We start from the raw sequence: 25,809 nt of genomic DNA on the forward strand, positions 1-25,809 counted from the left end.
GCTACGCTGAGCACTTTGTCGTGCAGGACGCTGTAGGTGTCGGGATTTACTATTGGCAGACTGTTGGTAACGTTGATGTTCACCGTCGCGGGGACAGTCGCAGCCCCGTCGCTAGCGCTGTAAGTGAAGGTATCAATTCCGACGAACCCAGGGTTCGGAGTGTAAGTGAACTCACCGAGGAGATTAAAGGCGATCGTACCGTTAGTCGGGCCTGTGACTAAAGTGGCAGTTAGCGGGTCGCTGTTGGCGTCGGTGTCGTTGATTAAGACGGATGGAAGTCCGTTGAGAATTTGGTCGTGCAGGACAGTATAGGTGTCAGGATTTGCCACCGGGAAGTTATTAACCGAGATGGGGCCCAGAGTAAAAGTGGAACTTGCTTGATCGGTGTCGTCGCCGAAGAATAGGAAGTTTGCCTTGTTGTAGGGAGTAAAGGGTAAAGCAGGCTGACTGGTTGCCGGATTAAATGCCGTATAGTTCTGCAGCGGCTGATTTGTCAGCAATGCTGTGGCGCCGGCAAACAGGCTGTAAGTGCTGCCTTGAACGACGAGTTTATAGTCTGTAGTCTCGCTGATGTTAAAAGGTGCACTTTCCCCGCGAGTAAAGGTGGGAGCTGATGTTGGTGTACCACCGGTTTGAGCAAAAATGCCTCCGTTGGGGGCGAGGTTGCGGTTGGTGAAACCCAGTTCAATGCCATTTTGAGCATCGCTGCTAATGGCGATGATGCTGAAACCCGCCCGATTGTCACTATTACTGTTTTCAACGTTGACTGCAACTCGAAAAGAAACGCTGTAACCGTCGGTGAGGTTGAGTGCGGGGAAACTTGGGTTAACTAGATTAAATGTTCCTGGCGCGGGAGTAGGGGTGTACTTGTAGTTGCTATAGCCCGCGTAGCCTGTATTGTTATTCGCGGCAGTCACCCTAGCAGTATTAAGGCCCGTCGTGTTGGGCGAGAACGCACCAGCAGCAGGAGGAACACCAGAACCATTTGGGGGAGGCAGAAAAGGTAGAGGTATCTGCCCGTAAGCTAATTGAGTACCGCCCGGTGTCCCTATGCCCGGTGTTGCAGAAGAAAGCCCAAAGTTACTTGTGCCGTCATAGAGGGTAAAACCGAACACAAATTGGTAAGCGGCTCTTGTGGCTGGGTCGATCGCCAGCCCAGAGGACACCGCTCCTGTTGTATAATCTAATTCCCAATCTCCGCCCATAGCCGAACTGCCGATCGGCGATCGAGAAGCCGCAATTTTTGCCTTGGTTAGCTGACTCAGTTGCTGCACGAAGTTAGCGCCCTTTTCCCCCGCCGCTACATCACACCCATAAAGCAAAATCTCTCCACTGTCTGCCAGCGATCGCGACCACCGCTGCAATTTCCTAGCATAAGTTTTTAAATTTGTCAAGTTTAGATCGATCGCGCCTAGCAGTAAACTCGCGGGGCGGCCGTGGGAGATGATATGAATGCTTTTGATATTGCTGCGACTCGCTAGTGCCTCAGTAATTTGTTCTACTCCATCCCGCGCCGCATCGAGGGTAATAACTTCTGTCCCCGCTGCGATGCCATTGCGGAGAGTTTGGCCATCGGGAAGGGCAGAGTCGATAAAGGCGATCGAACTAAAAACTGAACTGATAAAATTTGGCATAATACACCTTTGGTTAGATGACGGTAGGAAAATTAAGGCCTGTCTAGCTTAGCAAATTCACAAATTCAATGTCATGAGTAAAATTAACAATCAAGACGAATGATACTAATTTCCCGTGAGCCTGCAACAGAAGCCTCTTGATAGGGGCGGGTTTAGCCAATAATTCCTTTAAAAAACCGACAATTCCGGTACAAAACCCGCCCTATCAAGGTTCGATCGCCAAAAGTTCTTCAGCAACCAATCCTTTCTGAATAGCGAGCACTGCTGCTTGAGTGCGATCGCGCACTTCTAACTTTTGCAAAATAGCGTGCACGTGAACCCGCACAGTCCCCGGAGCAATGTACAATATTTGTGCAATTTCCTGATTGCTTTTCCCCCCCGCAACTAAAGCCAAGATTTCCTGTTCTCGCTTCGTCAGCGGATTTTCCCAAACTTCCCATTTTGACCCAACTTTCACAGGTTCAGGATTAGCAAAAACCGCCCGAATTTCCGCAGTTGCCACCTTATCCCACCACGAAGCACCCGCTGCTATCGATCGAATTGCCCAAACCAAAGTTTCCGCCGCAATTCCCTTAAGGCAATAGCCCTGAGCTCCGGCTGCAATTAATCTTTCAATTAAGGATTTTTGAGAATGAGATGTTAAAATTAAAACCGGAATTGCTGGATGTCGATCTTTAAGTTGGCGGCACGCTTCAATACCACCAATTCCCGGCAAACCGTCATTTAATTGCTTTGCGAGAACTCGCCATGCCAGAAGTAGCAGACAATGTTGAAGACGAGGCAGCAACTTTAAAAGGTCAATCTTGCAACATTCACTAACGAGTATTAGTGTGCATCTCGACTTATCCGAATTCCTTGCAACTGCTGCGGCGGGGCGCGAGGATTGCTAGCTACATGAATGCCCAATTTTATGCTGTGTTTGTCAACGATCCCGACCGATTTTTAACAAAAGCAGAAAGCTTGCACGTTGAAACTTGTGAGAAACTCTGTCAAGAATTTAACGGGCAATTTTTGCGGGTAAACGGCACTAATATAGCCAAAGCGATTTCGGAGGTAGCTAAACATTATCGCATTACTCAAATTGCGATCGGCGAAAGCCAGCAATCCCGCTGGCATTTGCTGCTGCGGGGTTCTTTGACTCAACAGTTAGTGCGATCGCTCAAACACGTAGATTTGCATATCATTGCTACCGAAAAAAGTCAGTAGTCATTAGTTATTAGTCAGTAGTCAGCAGTCAGTAGTCAGCAGTTGTGAGTTGTGAGTTGGGACTTGTTAGTCATTTAGCATAAAAACTGCAACTTTCGGAGGATAGCTGAATCTAGCGGGCGGTGGATGCGCTCGAAGCTTTTACCTGTCAAAATCGCACTTGGTAAACCTGATTAAAAGTGCGATCGCTATGGTGGATGATTACATTCTCAACTTGCTAGTTATTGGCATCCTCCTGCTTACCGTTACCTTGGGTTCCGGATGGATTTCGCGATTGCCTGTATCTTATGCCTTAATTTATCTAATTGTCGGTATCGGATTGGGGCCCTACGGCGTCAAGCTGATTGACTTGCGTCCCGGAGCTCTATTTTTAGTAAGGCTTACAGAATTTGTAGTTATTGTTTCTCTGTTCAGTTGCGGCTTAAAAATGAATCGCCCCCTGAAATTTTGGGCCTGGAATTCCACAGTGCGGCTGATCGGTTTTTTAATGCCGATTTCTATTTTTGCAGTAGCTGCGATCGGTCATTGGTTTGTGAAATTAGATTGGGGCCCGGCGATTTTACTGGGAGCAATTCTCGCTCCCACAGATCCAGTTTTAGCCTCAGAAGTTCAGTTAGCTAATCTAGACGATCGCGATGAATTGCGCTTTGGTTTAACATCGGAAGGCGGTTTGAACGATGCTTTAGCTTTTCCCTTTGTTTATTTCGGAATTTATTCGCTAAAAGATAACAACTGGTCGAAGTGGTTTTCGCAGTGGGTAGCAGTTGACTTGATTTGGGCGATCGCCGCAGGTATCGTTATGGGAATTTTAGTAGCTAAAGCCGTCACCTGGATCGATCTAAGACTCCAACGCTATCGACCGGCCGATCAATTAATGGAAGATTTCATTGCCCTCAGCACAATTCTGCTCACATATTCCCTCACCGAAGTAGTCAACGGCTACGGATTTCTCGCAGTTTTTGTAGCAGGAATTGTCGTGCAGGGGAGTTACCGAAACCCAGAAAAGCCGCTTTCCCAACTGCACTTTACCGAGCGCATAGAAAAGTTAATGGAAGTAGCAACTATTTTACTATTAGGTTCGCTTTTGCGCCTAGAGCCTATGTTGGCCTATGGAGGATACTCCCTCTTAGTAGCTGGATTGTTGATTTTTTTAATCCGGCCTGTGGGAGCTTGGATTAGTACGATCGGCAGTCCTTTGCATCCCGCCAACCGCTGGCTTTATGGCTGGTTCGGCATTCGTGGTGTCGGTTCTATCTATTATCTTACCTATGCTTTTGGTAAGGGTTTGGAAGGCGAAATAGGGGAAAGAATTGCCTGGATTACCTTTTCAACAATCATAATTTCTGTGGTTTTGCACGGGATTACTTCCACCCCGCTAATGAACTGGTACGAGCGCCGAATCAAACCTAAAGTACCGGATTTAATTTAATTCATAGTCCTGGACGCATAAATACCTTTATAAACTGGGTTTTGTGCTCCTATTAAAGGTTAACCATGCAGTCTCTTCCTAAAAAAAACCGATTTCTGCGTCGAGGACTAATTGAGTAAGGTGCGTGACTTTGAGTTCTTCAATTCCCAGTGAGATGATTGAGAGTCACCCACCCTACTAAATCTTAATTGTCGATCGCCCCCAAAGCGCACAGGGTTGCTTTCTGTGCCTCAGTTATGCCGTCAGCCTTAAGTTGACAACAAAGGCATTGCAACGCATCCTACAGGCCTTAAGGGACCAGAGGAGACTCGAAAGCGCCGATGTCAATAATTCCCCCGCTAACGCGATTAAAAGGAGAGATACCCCGCTGGTCGTAGAAGGGAGGACCGATAAAAGGTCCAGAGGTTAAAACAAAAGCTGGGTCGCCACCATTAATAGCGGGACTAGCCGGTTGCAGTGCCAGAGTCTGAGTCGGGCCACCGTTATTTGTCAGGGGGTTTAGTAGGGGGTCAATAGGTGCAGCAGTAGTGCCAACTTGATCGCCGACAGCAGTAAAACCAGTGCTGCCAGTACCGTCGCCAATTAAGTTGTAGCCACCGCTGGCGAAGCTGCCGAAAACGTCAGGGCCAGTGGCCGCACTGTTCTGAGCGATGATAGTATTTTTGACATTCACCGTGCCGCCGTTCCATATACCACCACCACTTCCAGGGGCAGGCAAAATGATTGCGCCATTATAGGTGGTGGAGGGGTTTGCTTGGTTGCCCGAGAGAGTGCTGTTGGTCAACGTTACCGTGCCAGCATTGTTATAGATGCCAGCACCGCTGCCATTTGGGTGAATTGCTGTGTTTCCAGAGAGAGTGCTGTTGGTCACCTCTACTGTGCCGTTATCGTTATAAATGCCACCGCCAAAAAGCAAATCTCCCACCAAAAAACTCTCCAGTGTGTTACCAGAAAGAGTGCTGTTCGTCACTTTGACTGTGCCACCCTCACGGTTATGAATGCCGCCACCACGGCCACCGCCCCCTTTGTTGCCAGAAAGAGTGCTGTTTGTCACCTCCACAGTACCGCCTTGGTTAAAGATGGCAGCACCATCTACTGATGCCGGAAGCCCTAGGGTAAAACGCACTCCAACGTTGTCAGAAAAAGTGCTGTTTGCTACTTTGACTGTGCCTGGGCCATTGTTAGAGATGCCACCGCCATTGGTAGCGCTGTTGCCTGAGAAAGTGCCGTTCGTCACGTTTACTGTGCCGCTATTGTTTGAGATGGCACCGCCTTTGCTTGCTGTCGAGCCATTGTTGCCTGAGAAAATGCTGTTAGTCAAATTTACTGTGCCGCCCTCATTGTGGATGCCACCACCACTGGGGAGGGGATTCACACCGAAGTCACGGAAGTTATACCTCAAACTGTTGCTAGAGAAAGTGCTGTTGGTCGCATTTACTGTGCCGCCATTGTTGTAGATGCCACCACCGTTGCTATCTTTCACAATGTTGTTAGAGAGAGTGCTGTTGTTAGAGAGAGTGCTGTTGGTCACATTTACTGTGCCACCGTCGTTATAGATGCCGCCGCCGTCGTCACTTATAAAACCATTGGCGATAGTTAATCCGTCAAAAGTCGCACTGACTCCACTGTTTACCTTGAAAATCCGGTAATCTCCGCCCGTATCCCGCCGCACTGTCAGGTTGCTAGAACCAGTGCTATTAGTAATAGTGACATCGCCGCTAATCTCAGGCAATACTCCTGTGAGATTGATTGTCTGCGGTTCGGCTGGCAGATTGAAAGTAATAGTATCATTCCCAGCTATAGCGTTAGCATTCAGCAGTGCTTGTCGAAACGAACCTTCTGCCAGACTGTAGTCTGTCAGGCTGTCATTGCTATTGACAACTACGGTATCATTGGCTTCGATCGCGATAGTAGTATTGTTTTGGTCAGCATCAATTTGGTAATTCCCATCTGCTAGTTTCAGCTTCAGTGTCTCCTGTGCCTCAGCTTGGATATCATCGACAGCGGTGAGGCTCACATCTACAAAATTTTGTCCATCCGGGATGGTGACGCTGACATTTGAACTGTTGACAGAAACGCCGCCACCGCTGAGGGTGTAGTCGCTAGGTTTAGTTGGATTGTTGCTACTACCGTCTACTGCTAGGTTGACTGTTAAGTTGCCGCGACTCTCACCAGCGCGACTAATGCGAAAAGTGGCTGGATTGTTGCCTGTTTCTGCTGCTGCCTCATCTATAGGAGCGATGCTGACCGTTGGCAAAATGTCATCGTTAATAATAGTGAAGGTAGCAGTTTGCTGACTTCCTAAAATTCCCCTGCCTACAGGATTAACTAATTTCAAATTAATCTGTTCGTCTGGTTCGACAATCGTATCTCCCACAATGGGAATTGATACAGTTTTGGATTCTTCGCCGCTGGCAAAGTTGATAGTAACTGGCAGATTGTTAATGTAGTCTTCGGTAACAGTAGCTGTGGAAGAGGTATCTAGTTCCACTTGGACGCTGGCTGCCCCCTCGCTGCTGCCAGTGCGTTGAACTGTGGCGACAACTTGATTGGGACTGCCACTGTTGCCCTCGTTGGCACTGTAGCTAGAGGTGCTGAATGCTAAGAGACTGGGGATTGATATGTCATCGTTAATAATAGTGAACGTAGCAGTTTGCTGACTTCCTAAAGTTACCCTACCTACAGGATTAACCAATTTCACTTTAATCTGTTCGTCGGGTTCGACAAAGGTATCTCCCACAATGGGAATTGATACAGTTTTGGATTCTTCGCCGCTGGCAAAGTTGATAGTTACTGGCAGATTGTTAATGTAGTCTTCGGTAACAGTAGCTGTGGAAGGTGTATCTAGTTCCACTTGAACGCTGACTGCCCCCTCGCTGCTGCCAGTGCGTTGAACTGTGGCGACAATTTCGGAAGTGCCACTCGGACCCTCGTCGGCCCTGTAGCTAGAGGTGCTGAATTCTAAGATACTGGGGGTTGATGTTGAGGTAACTGGAGCGAGTGAGGTGGTGAAATTGGCGGCTCGGATACTGCTGCTGTTAATACCTTTTAAAATAGCGAGATATTCGCCTGTCACGTTATCTCGAACGATCGTATCTCTGGCAAAATCGCCTGTTCCTTGAGAGATATTCAAGTCTTGAAACTGCAAGCCTCTATCGAGTCCTATTAAGTCTGTAGCCAGGCTAAAGTCGGCAATCACGTCAGCATTGGCAAGAGTAGAACTGCCGGTATTAACAGAATTATTTTGTACTCGGCCGATCACAAAAACGTCGTCACCATCGCCACCGCTTAATGTATCGGCACCGCTATCTCCAAATAGGACATCATTGCCTTCATTTCCAGATAGCAAATCATTTTCTTTGCCACCGCGCACAAAATCGTTTCCCTGCCCTCCTTCGAGGGTATCATTACCGTTATCGCCAAACACCCAATCCTCGTTTGCGTCGCCTTGAACTAGGTCACTGTCTTTGCCGCCGTAGAGGGTATCATTGGCTTGGTTGCCCAAGATGTAGTCATTACCTTGGTTGCCAAAGATTTGATCGTCCCCTTCTGCGCCAAACAGGGTATCATCGCCTTGTTTGCCAGAGAGCGAGTTACTTCCAGGAAAGCCAATTAAAACATCGTTGTTGGGGGTACCTTCTAGTGTAGCCATTCTTTTTGATAGATGCTAAGTGATGGTTGTAGCTCTAGCGCTGATCTCGCGGGTTAGGCGAAGCGATCGCGATTTCCATCGCGCGCGTAGTGCGATATTGCAAATTAGAATCAATGACGCTGCAAACTTAATAAAGTTTCGCAGTTTGGCTGCCCAAAGGAAGCGCGTAAGTAGGTGTGCAGAATTAATTACAAAATATTTCTACTGAAACCCTTGCCTAGCAAGGAGTCTTTATGTAATTAATTTTGTGTGGTTACTTAGGCTTTGCAATTAACTACAATTTTGTTTAGCCATTAAACTGGTTTCAGCCAGCGCGCGTCAAGGTGCGATCGATCTGCTTTACGTCATCCTATCGGTTGGCGAGCGATAATAAACAAGATTTATTGTCTCGCGCGGTTGAAAAAAATTAGATCGAGCTCACGCCCGCAACGAAATTTCAAGCGTTTGGGAGCCTTCTTCGCCACCTTGACACGGCTAAACAGGTTTCACCCCAACTAATAAAGCAAGTTCCCGCCACTTCCAATAACAGTCTGCATCGGTAAAACCAATTTCTCTAAACCATCGCAGTTGCGTTTCTACATCCAGCAATTTATTAGAGGGATCGTCTGGATCGTTGCTAATACCGATCGCCTCTCGAAATTTCTCGTGCAAAGCGGGAGTTGCGGACGCTACGTGCTCCAAATTGCAAAAAATGCCTCCCGGTTCCAAAAGCTCGAAAATCTCAGTGTAAAGCCAACGTTTGCGATCGTCTGCTACGTGATGAATCGCAAAACTAGAAACAACCGCATCAAACTTGCCCAAATCCGGTAGCGATTCATCAAAATTGTGCTCGATTACCGTGACATTCTGGTCATCCGCAAAGCGAATTCTGGCTTTTTCCAGCATTGTCGGCGAAAAGTCGATCGCCACACATTCAACATTTGGTCGATCGCACTTAAGCAAACCCAGCAACCGCCCGTCTCCCGTACCCACATCCAGAATTCGTTTAACATTTTTCGGCACTTCCTCCAACAAAACCGCTTCACCTTCAGTGCGGTGAGGAATACCATCAGCTTTAGCAAGATACCACAAAGCGTGTTCCGCCGAAGTCCAAAGATTCACTTGACTCATAATTTTTTAATCCTCATAAACCTCGCCGTTTTTGTGCGTAAAAATCCAACTATTCCCGTTAGCTTTCGCAATTAGATCGTCATCGGGATATTCGGCACTATCTCCCGGAGTGCGTGAAGCGAAGCTATCCCGAAGGGAATCGCCAATTTCCAGATAAACAACATCTGAATTCGTGCGGTTGACTAAATGGTGTCCGTCAGCATCCCCAGCCGGGAAACCCGCCGCCATATCCGGTTTCAGCACTTGCTCTCCCGAATTTGTAATCAGAGTAACTTCCCCTTCCAGAACATAGATTAACTCATCTTGACGGGTATGCCAGTGCCTGAGAGCAGAACAGCTTCCCGGTGCCAGCCTCACCAAATTTACCCCAAAATTCTGCAATCCCGCCGCATCGCCCAAGCGTTTTTTAACTCTCCCCGCAACAGCATATTGGAATTGCTGAGGGTACTTGGAACCCGTTATTTCCGGCACATTTTTAGGATCGATAATCATATAACAGCCCTAAATACAATAAGGACATCTTGCCCACATTCCCTATCAACTTTAGATTGTAGACCAAGTAGGCAAATCCAAATTTGACACCCGCTGAAACTAAGAAAATAATTGTCGAAACAGTGACTCGCTAGGGCTTAAAACTTGACAGTTTATAAGTTGCTTAACTGAGAGATTACCCGCTGCGATCGCTTGACAGCTATTTTGCTAATCTTGAACAGTTCGGGTACATTATTGTTATAATCTGCTTCGTTTCGATCCCTCCTCAACTTTTCCAAGTTCCTCCCTATATTTTTACGATCGGCGTCCGAACTCTGTTTGAACTGCTGCACAACATACTTGTGAGCATCTGCCGTTTTCGGAATAGAATGCCCTTCTGTTTCCTGCAAGTAATTTCTAGCACTGATAAAAGCTGCATAATATGCCCGACTGATAGCCGATCGCATTTTGGCTTCTTGATTGGCAGGAGGAGTCGGTTGACCGAGAAATTCTTTTGCTAGATTCAGGTACTGCGACCAGTCAAAAGTCATTATTAGCGCACGCCACAACTAAAAACTCTCCGCACCTCATACGGCAGAGGTAAATACCAATCCTCAGACAATTTTTCTTCTTTGTCAAGTGCCTCGTCTATGATTTCATCGGCGTCACCATCAATAATAATATCCAGAAATAGCTGCGCGGAGTCAATAAATTCCGAGTCTGCCTCAACTTCAAGGCACAACTTTTTACCGGGGAAGTAATTGGAAATTTTGTCTGGTGCTTCCAGCAATATGGGAATCAAAAACTGATATTTTTCTAGGAACTGCAATATTTCTGTTTTTTCCCGGAAGCTGTACAATTTTTCCAAAGATTTAATATCAGCCAAAGAAACTGGATTTAGCTGGGTTAAGCTGTCGTGCAGCAGCATCTCGGCTAGGCTGTTGGCATCAACTCGACGGCGTTTTGCTTCTGCCAAAAGCCTTTCGCTGTCTTCAGGAGACAGTTGGATTGTTAGGGTTTGAGAATTGCTCGCGGTTTGCATATAAGTTGTATAATCTAAGCTTTGTTTTTCCTGTTTCCATTCTGCCTTATTCTAACGGTTTTAAAGTCGTGGGATTTTCCCGAATCGGTTTAATAAAACGGCTGTTCGCCCGCACAAAACAATTACCCTTATCCGTGGAAATCGGCAGCCAAGGTTTACCCTGATAGTCAGAAATCATAATTTGATTGGCATTATTTCCTGTCACCGCTTGCAATCGTTTTCCTCGCCAAAACGCAGTCACGACAGCCCACTGCGAAACATTGTGTTTATTTCTTTCAAACAACTCAGCAGGCGCATCCAAACCGTCTACAGAAATTGAGCGAAATCTCTGAGCCATCCGGCAATTCAACCCTTTAGAATCAGAGTCAACAACCAACCAATTTACCTGCCGGTTGCCCCGCTGTCTCGCAGGCGGAACCGGATAATCACCTTGCTTGTTAGCAACAGGTATTGCTGAGGCTAAATTAGCCCCGATTCCTAACATCCCAGCAACTGCGAGAAAGACAATTCTAATTTCTGCTTTCATTGCTACCCAAAATCCTTTAATTCGAGCTCATCATAATTTTATAGTAGCTGCCACCTCCCCTTCACTTTCGCATCCCACCTCCGGCAGTTCCCGCAAACCATTAAGAATGTGTTATAAATATTGAGATTCATTAAGAAATATTGCTCAAATGCTCGTTTCCCCCTCCGGCGTCAGCAAACTCAAAGAATCTTTAAAAGAAAAAGTATTCTTTGGGAATGAGCCAACCCCCGAACTCATAGCCATCTTACTGATTTACTTCGTCCAAGGCATTCTCGGACTCGCCCGCTTAGCCGTCAGCTTCTTTCTCAAAGACGAACTAGGTATGAGTCCCGCCGAAGTCTCGGCAATGCTGGGCGTCGTCGCCCTGCCTTGGATTATCAAACCCGTGTTCGGCTTCATGTCGGACGGTTTGCCGATATTCGGCTACCGCAGACGCCCTTACATCGTCCTTTCCGGGCTGCTGGGAACGTCAGCATGGGTGAGCCTCGCAACAATTGTACACACACCGCTTGCAGCTACAGGCGCGATCGCCCTGAGTTCCCTCTCCCTAGCAGTCAGCGACGTAATCGCCGACTCCCTGGTAGTCGAAAGGGCCAGAAAAGAATCCGTTACCGACGCAGGTTCCCTGCAATCCTTGTCTTGGGGCGCTGCAGCCCTCGGCGGATTAATTACCGCCTACCTCAGCGGTTCCCTGCTGCAACACTTCAGCACCCACACTATCTTTTTAATCACCGCATCTTTCCCGCTAATTGTATCAGCAACAGCTTGGTTAATTGCCGAAGAAAAAACCAACAAAAGAACCGACTTTGAAACGGTCAAAGACCAACTAAAACAACTACGGCAAGCTGTTACCCAAAAAACAATTTGGCTGCCCACCGCCTTTCTCTTCATCTTGCAAGCCACCCCAAGCTCTGACTCCGCCTTCTTCTTTTTCACCACCAACGAATTAGGCTTTCCACCAGAATTTCTAGGCCGAGTGCGCCTCGTTACCAGCATTGCAGCCCTCGCAGGCGTCTGGCTGTTTCAGCGGTTCCTTAAAACAGTTCCATTTCGAGTAATTTTTGGCTGGTCAACGGTCATTGCGACAGCTTTGGGCATGACTACTTTATTATTAGTAACTCATGCCAACCGAGCTTTAGGAATTGACGATCAATGGTTCAGCATCGGAGACAGCCTGATCCTGACAGTAATCGGACAAATTGCTTATATGCCGGTGCTGGTACTCTCCGCCCGCTTGTGTCCCCCAGGCGTCGAAGCAACTTTATTTGCGTTGCTGATGTCAATCACAAATTTAGCAGGACTTTTGTCCCACGAAGGCGGCGCACTTTTGACCCACTTGCTAGGAATTACCGATCGCAATTTTGATAACCTCTGGCTGCTAGTCATCATCACAAACCTGTCCACACTTCTGCCCCTACCGTTCTTAAATTGGCTGCCCGCCGAAAGCACAGAAAGCGGCGATCCAAACTCTCAAAACTCTCTTCCCGTATTAGAACCAGAACCGGGCAGTTCCAAACCAGGCGGACAGCATTTCATGCCCGAATACTTTCCCGACTTAGTACCCACAGTAAGGTCACAAAGGCGCACAGCAGACAGCAAATAAAGGAAGGCACACACGGATTTTGACACGGATACACCGATGAATTTAACTGTGTTTCCCAATTCTCCGAATTTCCTTCTCTCTGCGCCCTCTGTGTTCTCTGCCGTTAAATCAATAAAAGCTTATTATACCCATGCAAAAATTACAGATTTCCCAACCTCAAACAGCCGCCCAAAACCCATCATACGATCGCACAGACTGGCAGCGCGGCTACGAATCCCAACCCAACGAATTCGACTACTGGATTGACAACATAGAAGGCGAAATTCCCGCCGGCTTGCAAGGCACATTCTTTCGCAACGGGCCCGGATTGTTGGATGTCAACGGCCAGCCCATCCACCACCCGTTTGACGGCGACGGCATGATTTGTGCGATCGCCATATCGGAAGGCCGCGCCCATTTCCGCAATCGATTCGTCCGCACAGAAGGCTATATCGCCGAACAAAAAGCCGGAAAAATCCTTTACCGAGGCTTCGGCACGCAGAAACCGGGCGGCTGGCTAGCCAACATCTTTGATGTCAAAGTCAAAAACGCTGCCAACACCAACATCATTTATTGGGGCGACAAACTGCTAGCACTTTGGGAAGGAGGACAGCCCTACAGACTCGACCCCCGCACCCTAGACACACTCGGCTTAGACACCCTAGACGGCATTTTACAACCCGGTGAACCCTTCGCCGCCCACCCGAGAATTGAAAAAGGGAAAAATGGAGCAGGAGACAGATTAGTAAACTTTTCTGTCAAGCCCGGTTTGTCGAGTACCATCACGATTTACGAACTCGACGAAAGCGGCAAACTTTTGCAGCGTCACGCCCATGCAATACCGGGTTTTGCCTTCCTGCACGACATGGCAATTACCCCGAATTACTGCATATTCTTCCAAAATCCCCTCAGCTTCAATCCCCTGCCTTTCTTGTTAGGATTTCGGAGTGCATCCGAGTGCCTCAAATTTTCGCCCAACAAGCCAACGCAAGCAATTTTAATTCCCCGCAACGGCACTGACGAGGTGAAGATATTAGAAACTGAACCTTGTTTTGTCTTCCACCACTGCAACGCCTGGGAAGAAGGAGACGAAGTTTTTGTTGACTCAGTTTGTTACGAATCATTTCCCGCTGTAGAAGCAGAGGGCGGTTTTCGCGAGGTTGATTTTGACAGCCTTCCAGCGAGCGAATTGTGGCGCTTTAAGTTAAATTTGCAAGACAAAACCGTGCAGCATCAAGTTGTTGAAACTCCGTCTTGCGAGTTTCCGACTCTGCATCCCAATAATGTCGGACAACCTTACCGATATCTTTATATGGGTGTTGCTGATGCTCCCAGGGGAAATGCTCCTTTGCAAGCTATCCTCAAATTTGATTTCGTGACTGGTGAAAGGCAAATTTGGAGTGCGGCGCCACGAGGTTTTGCGGGGGAACCGATGTTTGTTCTCCGTCCCGATGCTGTTGCGGAGGATGACGGCTGGCTGCTGAGTTTAATGTATGATGCAGCTAATCATCGATCGACCTTAGCGATTTTAGATGCTCGCGACATCACCAAAGGACCCCTAGCGCGCTTGCATTTAAAACAGCACATTCCCTACGGTTTTCACGGCTGTTTTACACCAAATGTACTGCTTCCTATCGGTTCATAGTTGCGCGTTGATTCGCCTGGTTCTTGCGCCGCTCGCCACAGCCCGCCGGGGGTTGAAAACCCCCGGCTCACAGCGAAAGTCCTCTAAAAGAGGACTAAAACCAACATTTATTATCGATCGGGTTTCTTCAGTCGGTTTTAACCGACTTTAGCTATGAGCCAGGGGTTTAAACCCCTGGTGGACTGCGGAGACTGCGAGAAATACTAACAACAATTTAACACATAAAAATACCTAGTAAATGCAAACTGTCAACAAATTTCCTCTCCAAAAACTACTTATTTTAATTTGCAGTATCGTCGTAATCTTGGCAATTATCTTATCTATTTACTCTCACAATGCTAACGCCCAAGAGCCTTACAATTTATCTCCCGAAAGCGCTGTAGCGTCCAAAGGCTTGGTTGAGGTCAAAATGACATTAATTGCCGTTGATCCCATTAAAAACGAATTAGAAGCCCGCTTGCAGTTTGAACTAAAAGGTATTTATAAAAAAGGGCCAACTTACCCAGCTCAAGACTTGTTAATGACAGTTAACGGCGCAAATGTACAGGATTCGGAAATTACCTTTAAAGAAGGTAAACCGATGATTGTCCCTGCCTTGAAGTTTAACTTAGTCAAGGGAAAAATTAATAATTATCCGTTTGACAAGCACATTGCTAAAGTAGCTATTTCGATCGACCCGCTGCCTTCGATTGGTAAAAAGTTTGCTCCCTTTGAACTGAATCCCGTGCCGCTGGAATTTAAGTTTAATGCCGATGTTCCAGGTTTCGACATCAGTTATAAGCCGATGGAAGAGAATTCATCTATCTTTATTTATATCGATGTTTCTGCAACTCGATCGCTGCCGGTGAAGTTCTTTGCGTTAGTGATTATTGTCATCATGTGGGTGCTGTCAATTATGGCATTGTTGCTAGCATTAAAAGTGATGAAATCTGGCAAAGTGCCGGAAGTGGGAATGCTGAGTTGGACTGCTGTGATGCTGTTTGCTTTTCCCGCTATCCGCAATGCTCAACCGGGGGTGCCTCCGGTGGGAACTGCAAGTGATTTTCTGTCGTTTTTTTGGACGGAAATTATAGTTGTGGTCGCCTTAGTTATTATTGGTAGCTGTTGGTTGAAGCGGTATCATCCGCCAATTGAATGATTTTAGATTGGAATAAGTTACCCCCTATCTAAATCAGGGGGGTTGTAGCTTCGATACTTTCAATTAACAGCCAACCGTCAACAGTCAACTACATTCAAAGATTCACTTTTTGACTTCTAAATTCTCAATATCATTTGCGGGTACTCCCAAACCTCGCAAAATAGTAAAAGCCATAATTTGATACCCCGACGGATTCGGGTGAACTCCATCAGCAGCCAACAAATTCACAGTCTTGCCCGCGTGCTTTTGATACGTGCCGATAACTTCCCGAAAAGGCGCATTCAAATCAATAAACAAGCACTGATTATCTAACGCAAGTTCTCGCATCGCGGCAATATACTCTGGCAACCGGCGATTTTCTGGGCCGTCGAGATTTTCCCCTATCGGAGTAGGAGAAAGCAGTACAACTCGAATTCCTGCGGCTTTTGCCGCCAGCACCATTTGAGTTATTTTCTCCCGATATTCTGCCAGTGGCACTCCCGTGGGCGAGTTGCCTTGCGGATAAAACTGATTTTTTTGGAAGTCGACGAAAGCGTGCCAAACGTCGTTGACTCCGACATTAATCATCACTAAACCTGGCTTTTGGTCGATCGCATCTTTCTGGAAGCGCGCTTGCATATCAGTTGACTTGTTACCGCCGATCCCCGCGTTGACGATTTCGATTTTGCGATCGGGATAAAGGGCATTCAGATAGCGTTGCAGCAGCCAAACGTAACCTCCGGGGTATTTCCCGGCCTCGGTGATGCTGTCGCCCACTATCACAATTTTGCGCTTGCCGGCGAGCAGGTTCTGGATTTCTGGTGGGGGCGTTGCTTGGGATACGGATTCTTTAAACACTGGAATTAAGGAGTGAGGCATGTTGAAGGCGATGATAATACCAGCAATTACGGCGATGGGAAGTCTGATTAAAACTTGCCTCAGCCGGAGTTTGGGACGGGGCGATTCCCTACCCTTCGGGAACCCCTGCGGGGAACGGGATAGCTTCGCTTCACGCGCATTGGGATACATTACGCAGATTCCTACTAAAACTCTAACTAATTTATCTCTGCAATAATATTATCCATTTCAGGGGTTTTTGTCACTTATTTCAATAACTCAGTCCTGGCCTCACAAAAACCTGGTTTAGACGCCAAATCCGAAGTTATAAGCCTTAACGCAGAAACCAGGTTGTTGACCGAAAGCATCCAGCATACAAGCCCCCGGATTCATCCGTGGAGAAAAAAAACCTGTATCCGATGAAACTTGCCCCCCGAATTTATCCGTGGAGTCAATGCTTCCATTCTAAAATCTAAAATCTAAAATCTAAAATCTAAAATCGATTGACCCCGCCTGCGTAATTTGTATATGTGAAATTACTGAGGTTTTTGTCACCCTCATCTGTTCGTGTAATTTCCATCACAAAAAAGTTCGCCAAATGTCACATTATTTCTGCTAATTGCAACACAACTTTAGCAGGTGAGCGTGGTTTATAATATTGATATGTTCAGGAAAAAAGTTTTCAGGCGAGGTTAAAGCAATGGTAGCCAATTCAAATTTTTTATATCCTCAAACTCGCTATTACGGTGAAGTAAAGCCAGAGAATTTAGTATTTAATGCGAATTTACAAGAGTTTTCTCAGCGAGTGGGTTACATAAGTTCCTTGACATCTAACGGTAAAATCTCTGTGGAACAGGCATTTACTCAGATACAAACACTCTGGGAAGAGGTGGAAAAGTCGAAAAAGCAGTTGGGAATAGGCGAAAATCCATTTTCAGGTTGAAGAATTAGCGGTTGGCTTTGACGTTGATTTACGCGCCAGTGATGCCGATCGATTAATCGAGAGCTTAATATGAAAAAGTAGCTAGTAGCGATCGACCTTTTTGCCTATGAGTTCCGATTTAGTACCCCTCCTTCCCAAAGTATCCGTCGGCCGCCGCGCAGCGGCCTTCTGCATTGACGGAATCGCAGTTTGGCTGCCCAGTTTGCTTCTGGGCACTAATGCGATCGCCCAAACCATATTTTTTGTTTTGCTGTGGCTGATCCTGCGCGTAGCCATCGTCAGGAAAAACCAAGGTCAAAGTATTGGGCGCTGGGCTTTGGACATGAAAGTTGCCGATACCAGATTCCTACGGACTCCCGGAGTGCAAGAACTGTGCAAGCGCGAAGCATTGCTGGGCTTTTGCGCCGCCTTAGCCTTCGCAGGTATAGCTGGGCTCACCTCTACCAACGCCGCCGTCTTGCTGCTGATGCTGCCCCTGGCGATCGACTGTAGCGTTGCCCTCAACTCCGGCGAAAGGTTTCCCCAAGCTTTCCACGATCGCATCGGGGGGACGATGGTCGTCGGGACCCGCCGCGGCTACTCCCTCGACATCAAAGTTAGAAGATTGCTTGACCAAGTGCAGAGCAATGTGAGAAGATAATAAATTGTGTTTAAATTAGTCGAAATTTATTTAGAATTATGGCTAAAGGCGTCCGCATCATAATTACTCTAGAGTGTACTGAGTGCCGTACAAACGTAAGCAAACGCTCAAAAGGCGTGTCTCGGTACACCACCACCAAGAACCGTCGCAACACGACGGCGCGGCTAGAACTCAAAAAGTTCTGCCCCCACTGCAACCAGCACACTGCCCACAAAGAGATCAAGTAGTGATTAGTCATTAGTCCTTAGTCATCAGTCATCAGTTGTTGGCAATTGATATTGAACCCGCCCAAAAACGGGTAAAATCCCCCGACAATCCTGAGTGGAGATCGCAAAATTTTAGACGAAGGTTCAATCTCCCAGATTCATTTGTGGAGTAAATCTAAAATCTAAAATCTAAAATCTAAAATCGACTGACCCGCGAAAAGCAGATAACTAACCAATGCTTTACTGACGGCTAGCAACTAACGGCTAATAACTAAAAACTAAGTCAACAGTCAACAGTCAACAGTCAACAAACAACAAACCATGACTTACTTTCGCCGGCGCGTTTCGCCCATCAAACCAGGAGACCCGATCGACTACAAAGATGTCGATTTGCTCAAAAAATACGTCACAGAACGCGGTAAAATTTTGCCCCGCCGGATTACCGGTTTGACGGCAAAACAGCAGCGAGACCTGACCCGAAGCATCAAAAGAGCAAGAATTGTAGCTTTGATGCCCTTCGTAAACCAAGAAGGTTAACAGGATTTGGGATTTTGGGTTTTAGATTTTGGACGGGGAATTAAGACTTGCGCGAAAAGAACATCTTTATGTGATTATAAAGTGCAGCAAGAATGCAGCGAAATAATCGCGAAATAGGGTTAAGAGTCGTTGCAGCGCAAGTCTTAATCACAAGTCAAAAGTTAAAAAAAAGCAAGAAGAAAGAACAACTTTTTAGATTTTAACTTTCACAATTGACCAGAAAAATTGCCAATATCCAAAATCTAAAATCGCAAGCTCGAAACTCGATAAGTGGCTACTGTAAAAATCCAAAATCTCAAATATAAAGCTGGCAAGTGGAGAAGGGAACGTTAGTAGAATTTAGACTGCACGGCGACCGCCGTCTGGCAGTTGCCGATCGCCCCGACGGCAAGAAAAACTGGGTCGTGGTAGACGAAAACGGTCAACCGCACAGCATACCGCCCAAACAAATCACCTACGAAGTAGTCGGAGAAACTTACAAACCCTCCGACATTCCCAAATTTCTCAAAGAAGTAGAAGCATACTCAGATCCGTCGAGTTTGGAAGTTGCTTGGGAACTTTTAGTCGGTGACGGAGAAACAGCAGATCCCGAATCCCTGGCAATGCTGCTATTTTCAGATCGCAGTGCGGCCCAGTGTTATGCGGCTTACTGTTTGCTATCAACAGATAAACTGTATTTTAAACAAAAGGGCGATCGCTACGAACCGCGATCGGCCGCCCAAGTAGCCGAAATCAAACACCAGCAAGAAGTAGAACAGCAGCGACACCAAGAATCCCAAGGATTTTGGGATCGAGTCAAACAGCGGCTGGCAGGGGAAAATGTAGATTGGGAACACAGCGATCGAACTCGCCTCGACGCCCTAGAACGCTTTGCCATCCTGGGAGAAGAAGCAACGCACCGCACCCCAGCCTTAGAAACTTTAGCCAGCTTACAACGATCCGAAAACCCCGAAGCAGCATTTGCTCTCCTAGTCGATCTCGGCCTGTGGAGTACCCACGAAAACCTGTTTTTGCGGCGCAGCCAAATTCCCCTACAATTCTCCGCAAAGGTATTAGAAGTGGCCCAACGCTGCCTAGAAAATCCCCCAACCGACTCCGACACAAATCGTCTCGATTTAACTCACCTCAAGGTTTACACGATCGACGACGAAAGCACCACCGAAATCGACGACGGCCTCAGCTTAGAATTCCTCGAAAACGGCCAGCAGCGCCTGTGGATACACATCGCCGATCCCACCCGCTTGCTTTCCCCCGGAGACGAACTCGACCTCGAAGCCAGAAAGCGCACCACTACGGTTTACCTGCCCACGGGAATGATCCCCATGTTTCCCCCAGCTTTGGCAACCGGGCCAATGAGTTTAATTCAAGGCAAAGAGTGCAGCGCGCTCAGCTTCAGCGTCACCTTAGACGAAATCGGCGCGGCTCAAGATTACAGCATCCACATCAGCACCATCAAACCCACCTACCGCTTGACCTACGATGACGTAGACGAAATGCTGGAGTTGGGAATAGAAGCAGAACCGGAAATAGCTGCGATCGCCTCTGCAGCAAAACTGCGCCAAAAATGGCGGGAAGCCCAAGGCGCAATCAGCATTTTCATGCCAGAATCCGTCATCAAAGTCAACGGCGACGACATCAAAATCCACGTCATCGACGACTCCACAGCCCGGATGCTAGTAGCCGAAATGATGATTTTAGCCGGCGAACTAGCCGCCCGCTACGGTCAAGCTCACAGCCTGCCCATACCCTACCGCTATCAGCCACAGCCCGAACTCCCTCCCGATGAAGAACTCCTAGCCGTACCCGCAGGCCCCGCCCGCGCTTGCGCCGTGCGTCGGTGTATGCCCCGCAGCGAAATGGGCCTCACCCCCGGACGCCACGCCGGCTTGGGTTTGGAATTATACACTCAAGTTACTTCCCCGATCCGTCGCTATACCGATTTGCTGACTCACTTCCAAATCAAAGCCCACCTGCGCGGCGAACCACTGCCTTTTTCCGCCGAAGAAATACAGGACATTGTGATGTGTCTCGGCACCGCAGTTAAAGAAGCATCCACCGTGGAACGCCAAACTAACCGCTATTGGGGATTGGAATATTTGCGGCGCAACCCCGATGAAGTTTGGGAAGCTTTAATGCTGCGCTGGTTGAGGGAAGACAGCAATCTCGGATTGATTTTATTGGAAGAGTTGGGTTTAGAATTGGCAATGCGATTTGGTCGATCGGTCGAAATAGGCGATCGGCTAGAAGTCAAAGTAACCCACTGCGATCCGCGATCGGATGTCATTAACTTCCAGGAAATGATATTTGAAGCCGCACAATAGGATTTTAGATTTTAGATTTTAGATTGCAAAAAGCTGTGGTGAAGGCTGAAACTGAGGATAAATCTCGTTTTTAGTCGAGTTTCTGACCCCCTCGCATACCCCCTACTCCCCCTTGTCAAGGGTAGGGGGGTAAAAAAGATGATGGTTTCATATCTAGTCCTGTAAAATAATCCTAATTCTGGTCAAGGCTAGTTCACCCCCGATCTGTAATATAAGCCAGAAATCCCCTAAACCCGCCCCGACCAAAATATTGGGGTCGATCGACTGGACATGATATTCAATCCAAGACGGGTAATACTTTTGACGTTAAATTGACACGCTTTGCTATCTCCTCTCTTCCTCCGTGTCCTCTGTGTCCTCTGCGGTTAATAAAAAAACTTCAGCATCATAAAAATTGGAAAATTTTACCGCAGCCTAGTAATCTAAAATCTAAAATTTAAAATTTAAAATCGCAAAATGCCCAATTCAATTAGCCAAGTTCAGCCGCCGCTGGAATTCATACCCCCAGCCTACAACCCGCTAGTGGTGCAAGGTTGTAAGCAAATATTCCCCTGGTGGCTGCGATTTCGGACGAGTATCAGCCACGTTCAAGCCGAAAACGTCGAAACCCTCGCCGAACTATTCCACCAATTTCAAAATCAGAAAGTTCGCTTCTTGCTAGCCTTCCGCCACCCCAACTCAGACGATCCCTACTGTTTGGGACAACTAATTTGGAAACTCGTTCCCCAGGCAGCGCGCGCCAAAGGCATTCCCCTGCAATTCCCCGTACATTCCCACTTTATCTACGATCGCGGCATTCCCCTGTGGGCCGGTGCGGGAGTCGGCTGGTTGTATTCCCAACTCGGTGGCACTCCGATTGTTCGCGGGAAGATCGATCGCGTCGGATTGCGATCGGCCCGCAATTTATTTGCCAACAGCCAATTCCCGATCGCCGCCGCCCCAGAAGGCGCTACCAACGGTCACAATGAAATAGTTAGCCCCCTCGAACCGGGAATTGCTCAAATGGGTTTCTGGTGCGTTGAAGATTTGCTGAAAGCCGAACGCACTGAAAAAGTTTTAATTGTGCCGATCGGCATTCAATACCGCTATGTCAACCCACCTTGGCAACCCCTAGAAAAACTTTTAACTCAATTAGAAATTGATTGCGGACTGCCACCCTTAGAACGCACCGAGAACGCTAATTTAGAGGCGGCAAATCCCGATTCCGAAAACCACAATCACAAATTCCAATATCTGCGCCTGATTCGACTTGGCAGCCATTTGCTAGCAGTAATGGAAGAATTTTACAGCCGTTTTTATCATAAAAACTTACCCGAAAAAGTATCTATTTTACCATCATCAGTTTCCGAAAAAACGACAAATGGTTTTGACAATGAAGTAATGATAGCTCGACTGAAAGCACTGTTAGACGTGGGTTTGCAAGTAGCAGAAGAATATTTTAACTTAAAGCCCAAAGGCAGTTTAATAGACCGCTGCCGCCGTGTGGAACAAGCAGGCTGGGAGTATATTTATCGAGAAGATATCAAAGATATTGCAGCACTTTCTCCCTTAGAAAGAGGATTAGCAGATCGCCTCGCTGAAGAAGCAAGTCTTCGGATGTGGCACATGAGACTTGTAGAAAGTTTCGTGTCCGTCACGGGCAGGTACGTCGCAGAACAACTGACAGCAGAACGTTTGGCAGAAACAACTTTACTGCTGTGGGACGTACTGGCTCGCATCAAAGGGGGAAATCCTTTCGGCAGACCGAAGTTGGGCAAACAGCAGGTACAAATGACCGTGGGCGAACCCATATCAGTGAGCGATCGTTGGGATCGATATCAAACCAGTCGCAGGTTAGCAGTTGCCGAACTCACTCAAGACTTGCAATCAGCTTTAGAAGCAATGATTAAATCTTAATTACTCAGATAAACCAGAGATTCTAGGGAAGAAGGAATATATATTTTTATTCACTAGGTTTTTTTGTGGTGAATTATAAACAGATTGTTATAAACTTTTGGAATAGGTCTAATGAACCGCAAACGCTCGCTCGACAATGAACCAATAAAAATTACCAATGACTAACAAACCTATCGATTTGTCTACTAACTCAATTAAGGTAAAACTGCTAAATAATTTAGCGCAGGAATTGCTCACACCGCTCACTTCTGTCCTCGGCATGGCAAGCGTGTTGAAACAAGAAATTTATGGCCCCTTAACGAGCAAGCAAAAAGAATATATTGACGTGATCCAAGACAGCAGCCGCTCTTTGCGATCGCTAGTTGAAGAAATTTTGGAACTGTCAGAACTAGATGATTCCGCTTTCACCTTGAAGCGAACCGCAGTCGATATAGAAACTTTGTGCCAGCAGGTTGTGACAATCCTGTCGTCGGCGGCAAGTAGACGAGAGCAAGAAATTAATTTGTCGATGGGGCCCGGGCACCGCATCTGGTTGATAGATAAAGATAAGGTTCAGCAAATGCTGCACCACTTAATTTTTAGCATTATTCAATCTGCTGGGGCAGGCAGCGTGATTCGAGTCCACGTTTCTCGGAAAGAAGACGGTATCAACATCGGAGTTTGGGTTTTTCATCCTTGGTTAGGGGAAAGTTTGCCCCATGCTAAACTCTACACCGACTACTTGTTGAAGGCCGGATCTGGTAGCGGTTCGCCATCGAACTCCGAAACCGACTCCCTCGGACTCGAAGCGCAACTCCCGACACAGGGTTCGCAGCGCTTAACGCTGGCGTTTTCTGAGTTGGCGGCTTTGGTGGCCGAGAATGCCGAGGATACCGCACCGGTGTTAGCTGGTTACGGGGCGCGGGAACGCTTGGGGCTGCTGCTTTGCTGCCAGTTGGTGGAAATTCAAGGCGGCCAACTCTCAATTCAAGGAGCCCCGGAATCTGGATATCGCTACGTGCTCTGGCTGCCCTGCACAAATGCTACGGAATTGTTGGAAGGCTAAAGAAGGAAGAAGGAAGAAGGAAGAAGGAAGAAGGAAGAGGGAAGAAGGAAGAGGGAAGAAGGAAGAAGGAAGAAGCAGTGTCGAGGACGTAACTGCTGAAAGAAGGAAGAAAAATAACTCAACTTTTTTCAATTATCAATTCCCGATTGCCAATTCCCGATTACCAATTCCCAATTACCAATTACCAATTCCCAATTACCAGTTACCGATTACTAAGTACAAATCTAAAATAGCAATGAATTCAGTTTGGCAACAATTAACTCTGGCAAATTTGCCGCTCTCTCAGTGGCAAAGTAGAAGTTATTTATTCAATTTGGCGATCGGCTCTTTACGCAGTTGGCGGCAGAGTAGCTGGCTGATGCAGTGGGCAGAACCCTTGGGTTTTGTTTTGCTGGCCTTGACTTTCGGTTTGGCGCCGTTTGTAAACAATGCCTTGGTGGGGGTGTTGATGGCGGCTAGCGCTGCATTTTGGGTGCTGCTGACTGTTTCGGACGATCGCGAGATCCCCTTCACGCCGATTCACTTGCTGGTACTGCTGTACTGGGGCATTGCCACCGTCGCAACCGCGATGTCGCCGGTGAAAGTCGCCGCTGCTACTGGTTGGAGCAAGCTAACGCTGTATTTGCTGTTTTTTGCGCTGATGGCTCGGATATTACGATCGCCCCGTTGGCGATCGTGGTTAATTGCCGTATTTTTGAACATCTCTTTAATTGTCAGTTTCTACGGCGTGCGGCAGTGGATTGACAAAGTGCCGCCCTTAGCTACTTGGAACGATCCGACTTCTACTCAAGCCAATGTCACGCGAGTTTACAGCTTTCTGGGAAATCCTAACTTGCTTGGTTCCTATTTACTGCCGGCCATTGCATTGAGCGCCGCCGCACTTTTTGTGTGGAAAGGATGGGGAACAAGAGTTTTAGCGCTGACGATGCTGGTGGTGAATTGCGCGTGTTTGCGCTACACGGACAGCCGGGGTGCTTGGATCGGTTTTGTGGCTCTACTGGTGGTATTTTTAGTGCTGCTGTGGTACTGGTACAGCCCTTTGATGCCTCGGTTCTGGCGAACTTGGGCGCTGCCGTTAGGGTTAGGAGGTTTGGCGGGAGCCTTAATTTTAGGAGTGGCTTTAGTGGAGCCCCTGCGCGATCGAGTTTCGAGTATGTTTATCGGCCGAGGTGACAGCAGCAACAATTTTCGGATTAATGTTTGGACGGCGGTGATTGACATGATTCGCGATCGACCAATTCTCGGAATTGGCCCGGGAAACACTGCTTTTAATAAAGTTTATCCGCTTTATATGAAGCCGAGATTCACTGCTTTGAGCGCTTATTCTGTGCTGCTGGAAATTGCGGTGGAAACCGGTTTTATCGGTTTAACTTGTTTTCTGTGGATGCTAACAGTAACAGTTAATCAAGGTTTGTTGCAGATAAAAAATCTTCGGGATTCACAATTTAACATCTCTAATTTAGAGGAAGAATCCCGAAATCCCCAATCTAAAATCCCAAATCTAAAATCGAATCAGGGGTTTTGGCTGATAGGGGCGATCGCAACTTTAGCCGGCATGATGGCCCACGGTTTTGTCGATACAGTTTGGTACCGGCCAGAAGTTAATATGCTTTGGTGGTTGATGGTGGCGATTATTGCTAGTTTTTACAGCAACTCACACCAGCAGCCACAAGATTCAGCTTTGACGGAGGGCGAGTAGATAGAATTGCTGGCGGGGATTTTCTCCCCGCCCGGTGCGGATTCCAGCAATAGCCGATACAGCAATGATAAAGAGTTATATCAGTGCCAAAAAAGAATGCAGCTTTATGCAAGCTGCAAACCATTATAGCCATAAGTTATTTCCAATTCTTCAATTATTAATCTCAAATCTCAAATGCTATAAGGTGCGGAGGGCGCACCCTGCATACTACTAATACATACTACATACCTGTTGCTGTAAAGTGGTTATGGTACACTCTACAAAATTTATT

The 25,809-nt window shown here is 47.3% G+C and carries 23 protein-coding genes; 14 read left to right on the top strand and 9 right to left on the bottom strand.

The window, feature by feature from the left end; all coding sequences use genetic code 11:
- Together QUB06_RS27260 and QUB06_RS27265 are read right to left on the bottom strand one after the other, a co-directional pair.
- The coding region (locus tag QUB06_RS27260) for a DUF4347 domain-containing protein (protein WP_333437941.1) at positions 1 to 1,634 on the bottom strand (1,634 nt) is incomplete at its 3' end.
- A 205-nt stretch (positions 1,635 to 1,839) separates the two neighbouring features.
- Positions 1,840 to 2,421 (bottom strand): response regulator transcription factor, encoded by a 582-nt coding sequence (locus tag QUB06_RS27265; protein ID WP_333437942.1) that lies wholly within the window; start codon positions 2,419 to 2,421, stop codon positions 1,840 to 1,842.
- Positions 2,422 to 2,462: 41 nt separating this feature from the next.
- Here QUB06_RS27265 and QUB06_RS27270 point away from each other — a divergent pair, with 41 nt between their 5' ends.
- The gene (locus QUB06_RS27270) at positions 2,463 to 2,840 is read left to right on the top strand and encodes a hypothetical protein (RefSeq protein ID WP_333437943.1); all 378 of its coding nucleotides are present in this window, start codon (positions 2,463 to 2,465) and stop codon (positions 2,838 to 2,840) included.
- A 160-nt stretch (positions 2,841 to 3,000) separates the two neighbouring features.
- Positions 3,001 to 4,269, top strand: a complete 1,269-nt coding sequence (locus QUB06_RS27275; protein ID WP_333284564.1) for a sodium:proton antiporter — start codon at positions 3,001 to 3,003, stop codon at positions 4,267 to 4,269.
- A 289-nt stretch (positions 4,270 to 4,558) separates the two neighbouring features.
- Here QUB06_RS27275 and QUB06_RS27280 read toward each other — a convergent pair whose 3' ends face one another.
- The 6 genes from QUB06_RS27280 to QUB06_RS27305 all read right to left on the bottom strand — a co-directional run bounded on the left by QUB06_RS27280 (position 4,559) and on the right by QUB06_RS27305 (position 11,070).
- The gene (locus tag QUB06_RS27280) at positions 4,559 to 7,921 is read right to left on the bottom strand and encodes a Calx-beta domain-containing protein (protein ID WP_333437944.1); all 3,363 of its coding nucleotides are present in this window, start codon (positions 7,919 to 7,921) and stop codon (positions 4,559 to 4,561) included.
- Positions 7,922 to 8,395: 474 nt separating this feature from the next.
- The gene (locus QUB06_RS27285) at positions 8,396 to 9,031 is read right to left on the bottom strand and encodes a class I SAM-dependent methyltransferase (RefSeq protein ID WP_333437945.1); all 636 of its coding nucleotides are present in this window, start codon (positions 9,029 to 9,031) and stop codon (positions 8,396 to 8,398) included.
- Positions 9,032 to 9,037: 6 nt separating this feature from the next.
- Positions 9,038 to 9,523: a cupin domain-containing protein gene (locus QUB06_RS27290; protein ID WP_333437946.1), complete on the bottom strand. Its 486-nt coding sequence runs from the start codon at positions 9,521 to 9,523 to the stop codon at positions 9,038 to 9,040.
- 152 nt (positions 9,524 to 9,675) lie between these two features.
- The gene (locus QUB06_RS27295) at positions 9,676 to 10,053 is read right to left on the bottom strand and encodes a HEPN domain-containing protein (RefSeq protein WP_333318000.1); all 378 of its coding nucleotides are present in this window, start codon (positions 10,051 to 10,053) and stop codon (positions 9,676 to 9,678) included.
- Between the two features lie 2 nt (positions 10,054 to 10,055).
- Entirely contained in the window at positions 10,056 to 10,544 is a 489-nt protein-coding gene (locus QUB06_RS27300; protein ID WP_333284572.1) for a hypothetical protein, read from the bottom strand.
- A 46-nt stretch (positions 10,545 to 10,590) separates the two neighbouring features.
- Entirely contained in the window at positions 10,591 to 11,070 is a 480-nt protein-coding gene (locus QUB06_RS27305; protein ID WP_333437947.1) for a hypothetical protein, read from the bottom strand.
- A 148-nt stretch (positions 11,071 to 11,218) separates the two neighbouring features.
- On the opposite strand from QUB06_RS27305, the gene QUB06_RS27310 reads away from it, so the two are divergent.
- The 3 genes from QUB06_RS27310 (at position 11,219) to QUB06_RS27320 (ending at position 15,435) form a co-directional block, all read left to right on the top strand.
- Positions 11,219 to 12,673 (top strand): folate/biopterin family MFS transporter, encoded by a 1,455-nt coding sequence (locus QUB06_RS27310; RefSeq protein WP_333437948.1) that lies wholly within the window; start codon positions 11,219 to 11,221, stop codon positions 12,671 to 12,673.
- Between the two features lie 130 nt (positions 12,674 to 12,803).
- Positions 12,804 to 14,297 (top strand): carotenoid oxygenase family protein, encoded by a 1,494-nt coding sequence (locus QUB06_RS27315; RefSeq protein ID WP_333437949.1) that lies wholly within the window; start codon positions 12,804 to 12,806, stop codon positions 14,295 to 14,297.
- A 238-nt stretch (positions 14,298 to 14,535) separates the two neighbouring features.
- Positions 14,536 to 15,435: a DUF4436 family protein gene (locus tag QUB06_RS27320; protein ID WP_333437950.1), complete on the top strand. Its 900-nt coding sequence runs from the start codon at positions 14,536 to 14,538 to the stop codon at positions 15,433 to 15,435.
- 102 nt (positions 15,436 to 15,537) lie between these two features.
- Here the strand turns inward: QUB06_RS27320 and QUB06_RS27325 are convergent, their stop codons facing one another.
- Positions 15,538 to 16,293 (bottom strand): SGNH/GDSL hydrolase family protein, encoded by a 756-nt coding sequence (locus QUB06_RS27325; RefSeq protein WP_333437951.1) that lies wholly within the window; start codon positions 16,291 to 16,293, stop codon positions 15,538 to 15,540.
- Here QUB06_RS27325 and QUB06_RS27330 point away from each other — a divergent pair.
- From QUB06_RS27330 to QUB06_RS27370, 9 genes are all read left to right on the top strand, one after another.
- Positions 16,292 to 16,489: a hypothetical protein gene (locus QUB06_RS27330; protein WP_333437952.1), complete on the top strand. Its 198-nt coding sequence runs from the start codon at positions 16,292 to 16,294 to the stop codon at positions 16,487 to 16,489. The two genes, QUB06_RS27325 and QUB06_RS27330, sit on opposite strands and share 2 nt — an antisense overlap.
- A gap of 462 nt (positions 16,490 to 16,951) precedes the next feature.
- The gene (locus tag QUB06_RS27335; RefSeq protein WP_333284583.1) at positions 16,952 to 17,194 is read left to right on the top strand and encodes a DUF7219 family protein; all 243 of its coding nucleotides are present in this window, start codon (positions 16,952 to 16,954) and stop codon (positions 17,192 to 17,194) included.
- A gap of 106 nt (positions 17,195 to 17,300) precedes the next feature.
- Positions 17,301 to 17,834: an RDD family protein gene (locus QUB06_RS27340; protein ID WP_333318016.1), complete on the top strand. Its 534-nt coding sequence runs from the start codon at positions 17,301 to 17,303 to the stop codon at positions 17,832 to 17,834.
- 38 nt (positions 17,835 to 17,872) lie between these two features.
- Positions 17,873 to 18,061, top strand: a complete 189-nt coding sequence (gene rpmG / locus QUB06_RS27345) for a 50S ribosomal protein L33 (protein ID WP_190658616.1) — start codon at positions 17,873 to 17,875, stop codon at positions 18,059 to 18,061.
- Positions 18,062 to 18,361: 300 nt separating this feature from the next.
- Entirely contained in the window at positions 18,362 to 18,577 is a 216-nt protein-coding gene (gene rpsR / locus QUB06_RS27350; protein WP_006631377.1) for a 30S ribosomal protein S18, read from the top strand.
- A 314-nt stretch (positions 18,578 to 18,891) separates the two neighbouring features.
- Positions 18,892 to 20,898 (top strand): ribonuclease R family protein, encoded by a 2,007-nt coding sequence (locus tag QUB06_RS27355; protein WP_333437953.1) that lies wholly within the window; start codon positions 18,892 to 18,894, stop codon positions 20,896 to 20,898.
- 456 nt (positions 20,899 to 21,354) lie between these two features.
- Positions 21,355 to 22,794: a 1-acyl-sn-glycerol-3-phosphate acyltransferase gene (locus QUB06_RS27360; protein ID WP_333437954.1), complete on the top strand. Its 1,440-nt coding sequence runs from the start codon at positions 21,355 to 21,357 to the stop codon at positions 22,792 to 22,794.
- Between the two features lie 157 nt (positions 22,795 to 22,951).
- Complete coding sequence (locus QUB06_RS27365; protein ID WP_333437955.1) at positions 22,952 to 23,839, top strand: histidine kinase dimerization/phospho-acceptor domain-containing protein; 888 nt, start codon at positions 22,952 to 22,954, stop codon at positions 23,837 to 23,839.
- 235 nt (positions 23,840 to 24,074) lie between these two features.
- Positions 24,075 to 25,538 carry an IctB family putative bicarbonate transporter gene (locus QUB06_RS27370; RefSeq protein ID WP_333437963.1) on the top strand — a complete coding sequence of 488 codons (1,464 nt, stop codon included), beginning with the start codon at positions 24,075 to 24,077 and terminating at the stop codon, positions 25,536 to 25,538.
- The last annotated feature ends 271 nt before the right edge of the window (positions 25,539 to 25,809 follow it).

The sequence above is a fragment of the Microcoleus sp. D2_18a_D3 genome (genome assembly GCF_036702455.1).
Classification (GTDB): domain Bacteria; phylum Cyanobacteriota; class Cyanobacteriia; order Cyanobacteriales; family Microcoleaceae; genus Microcoleus.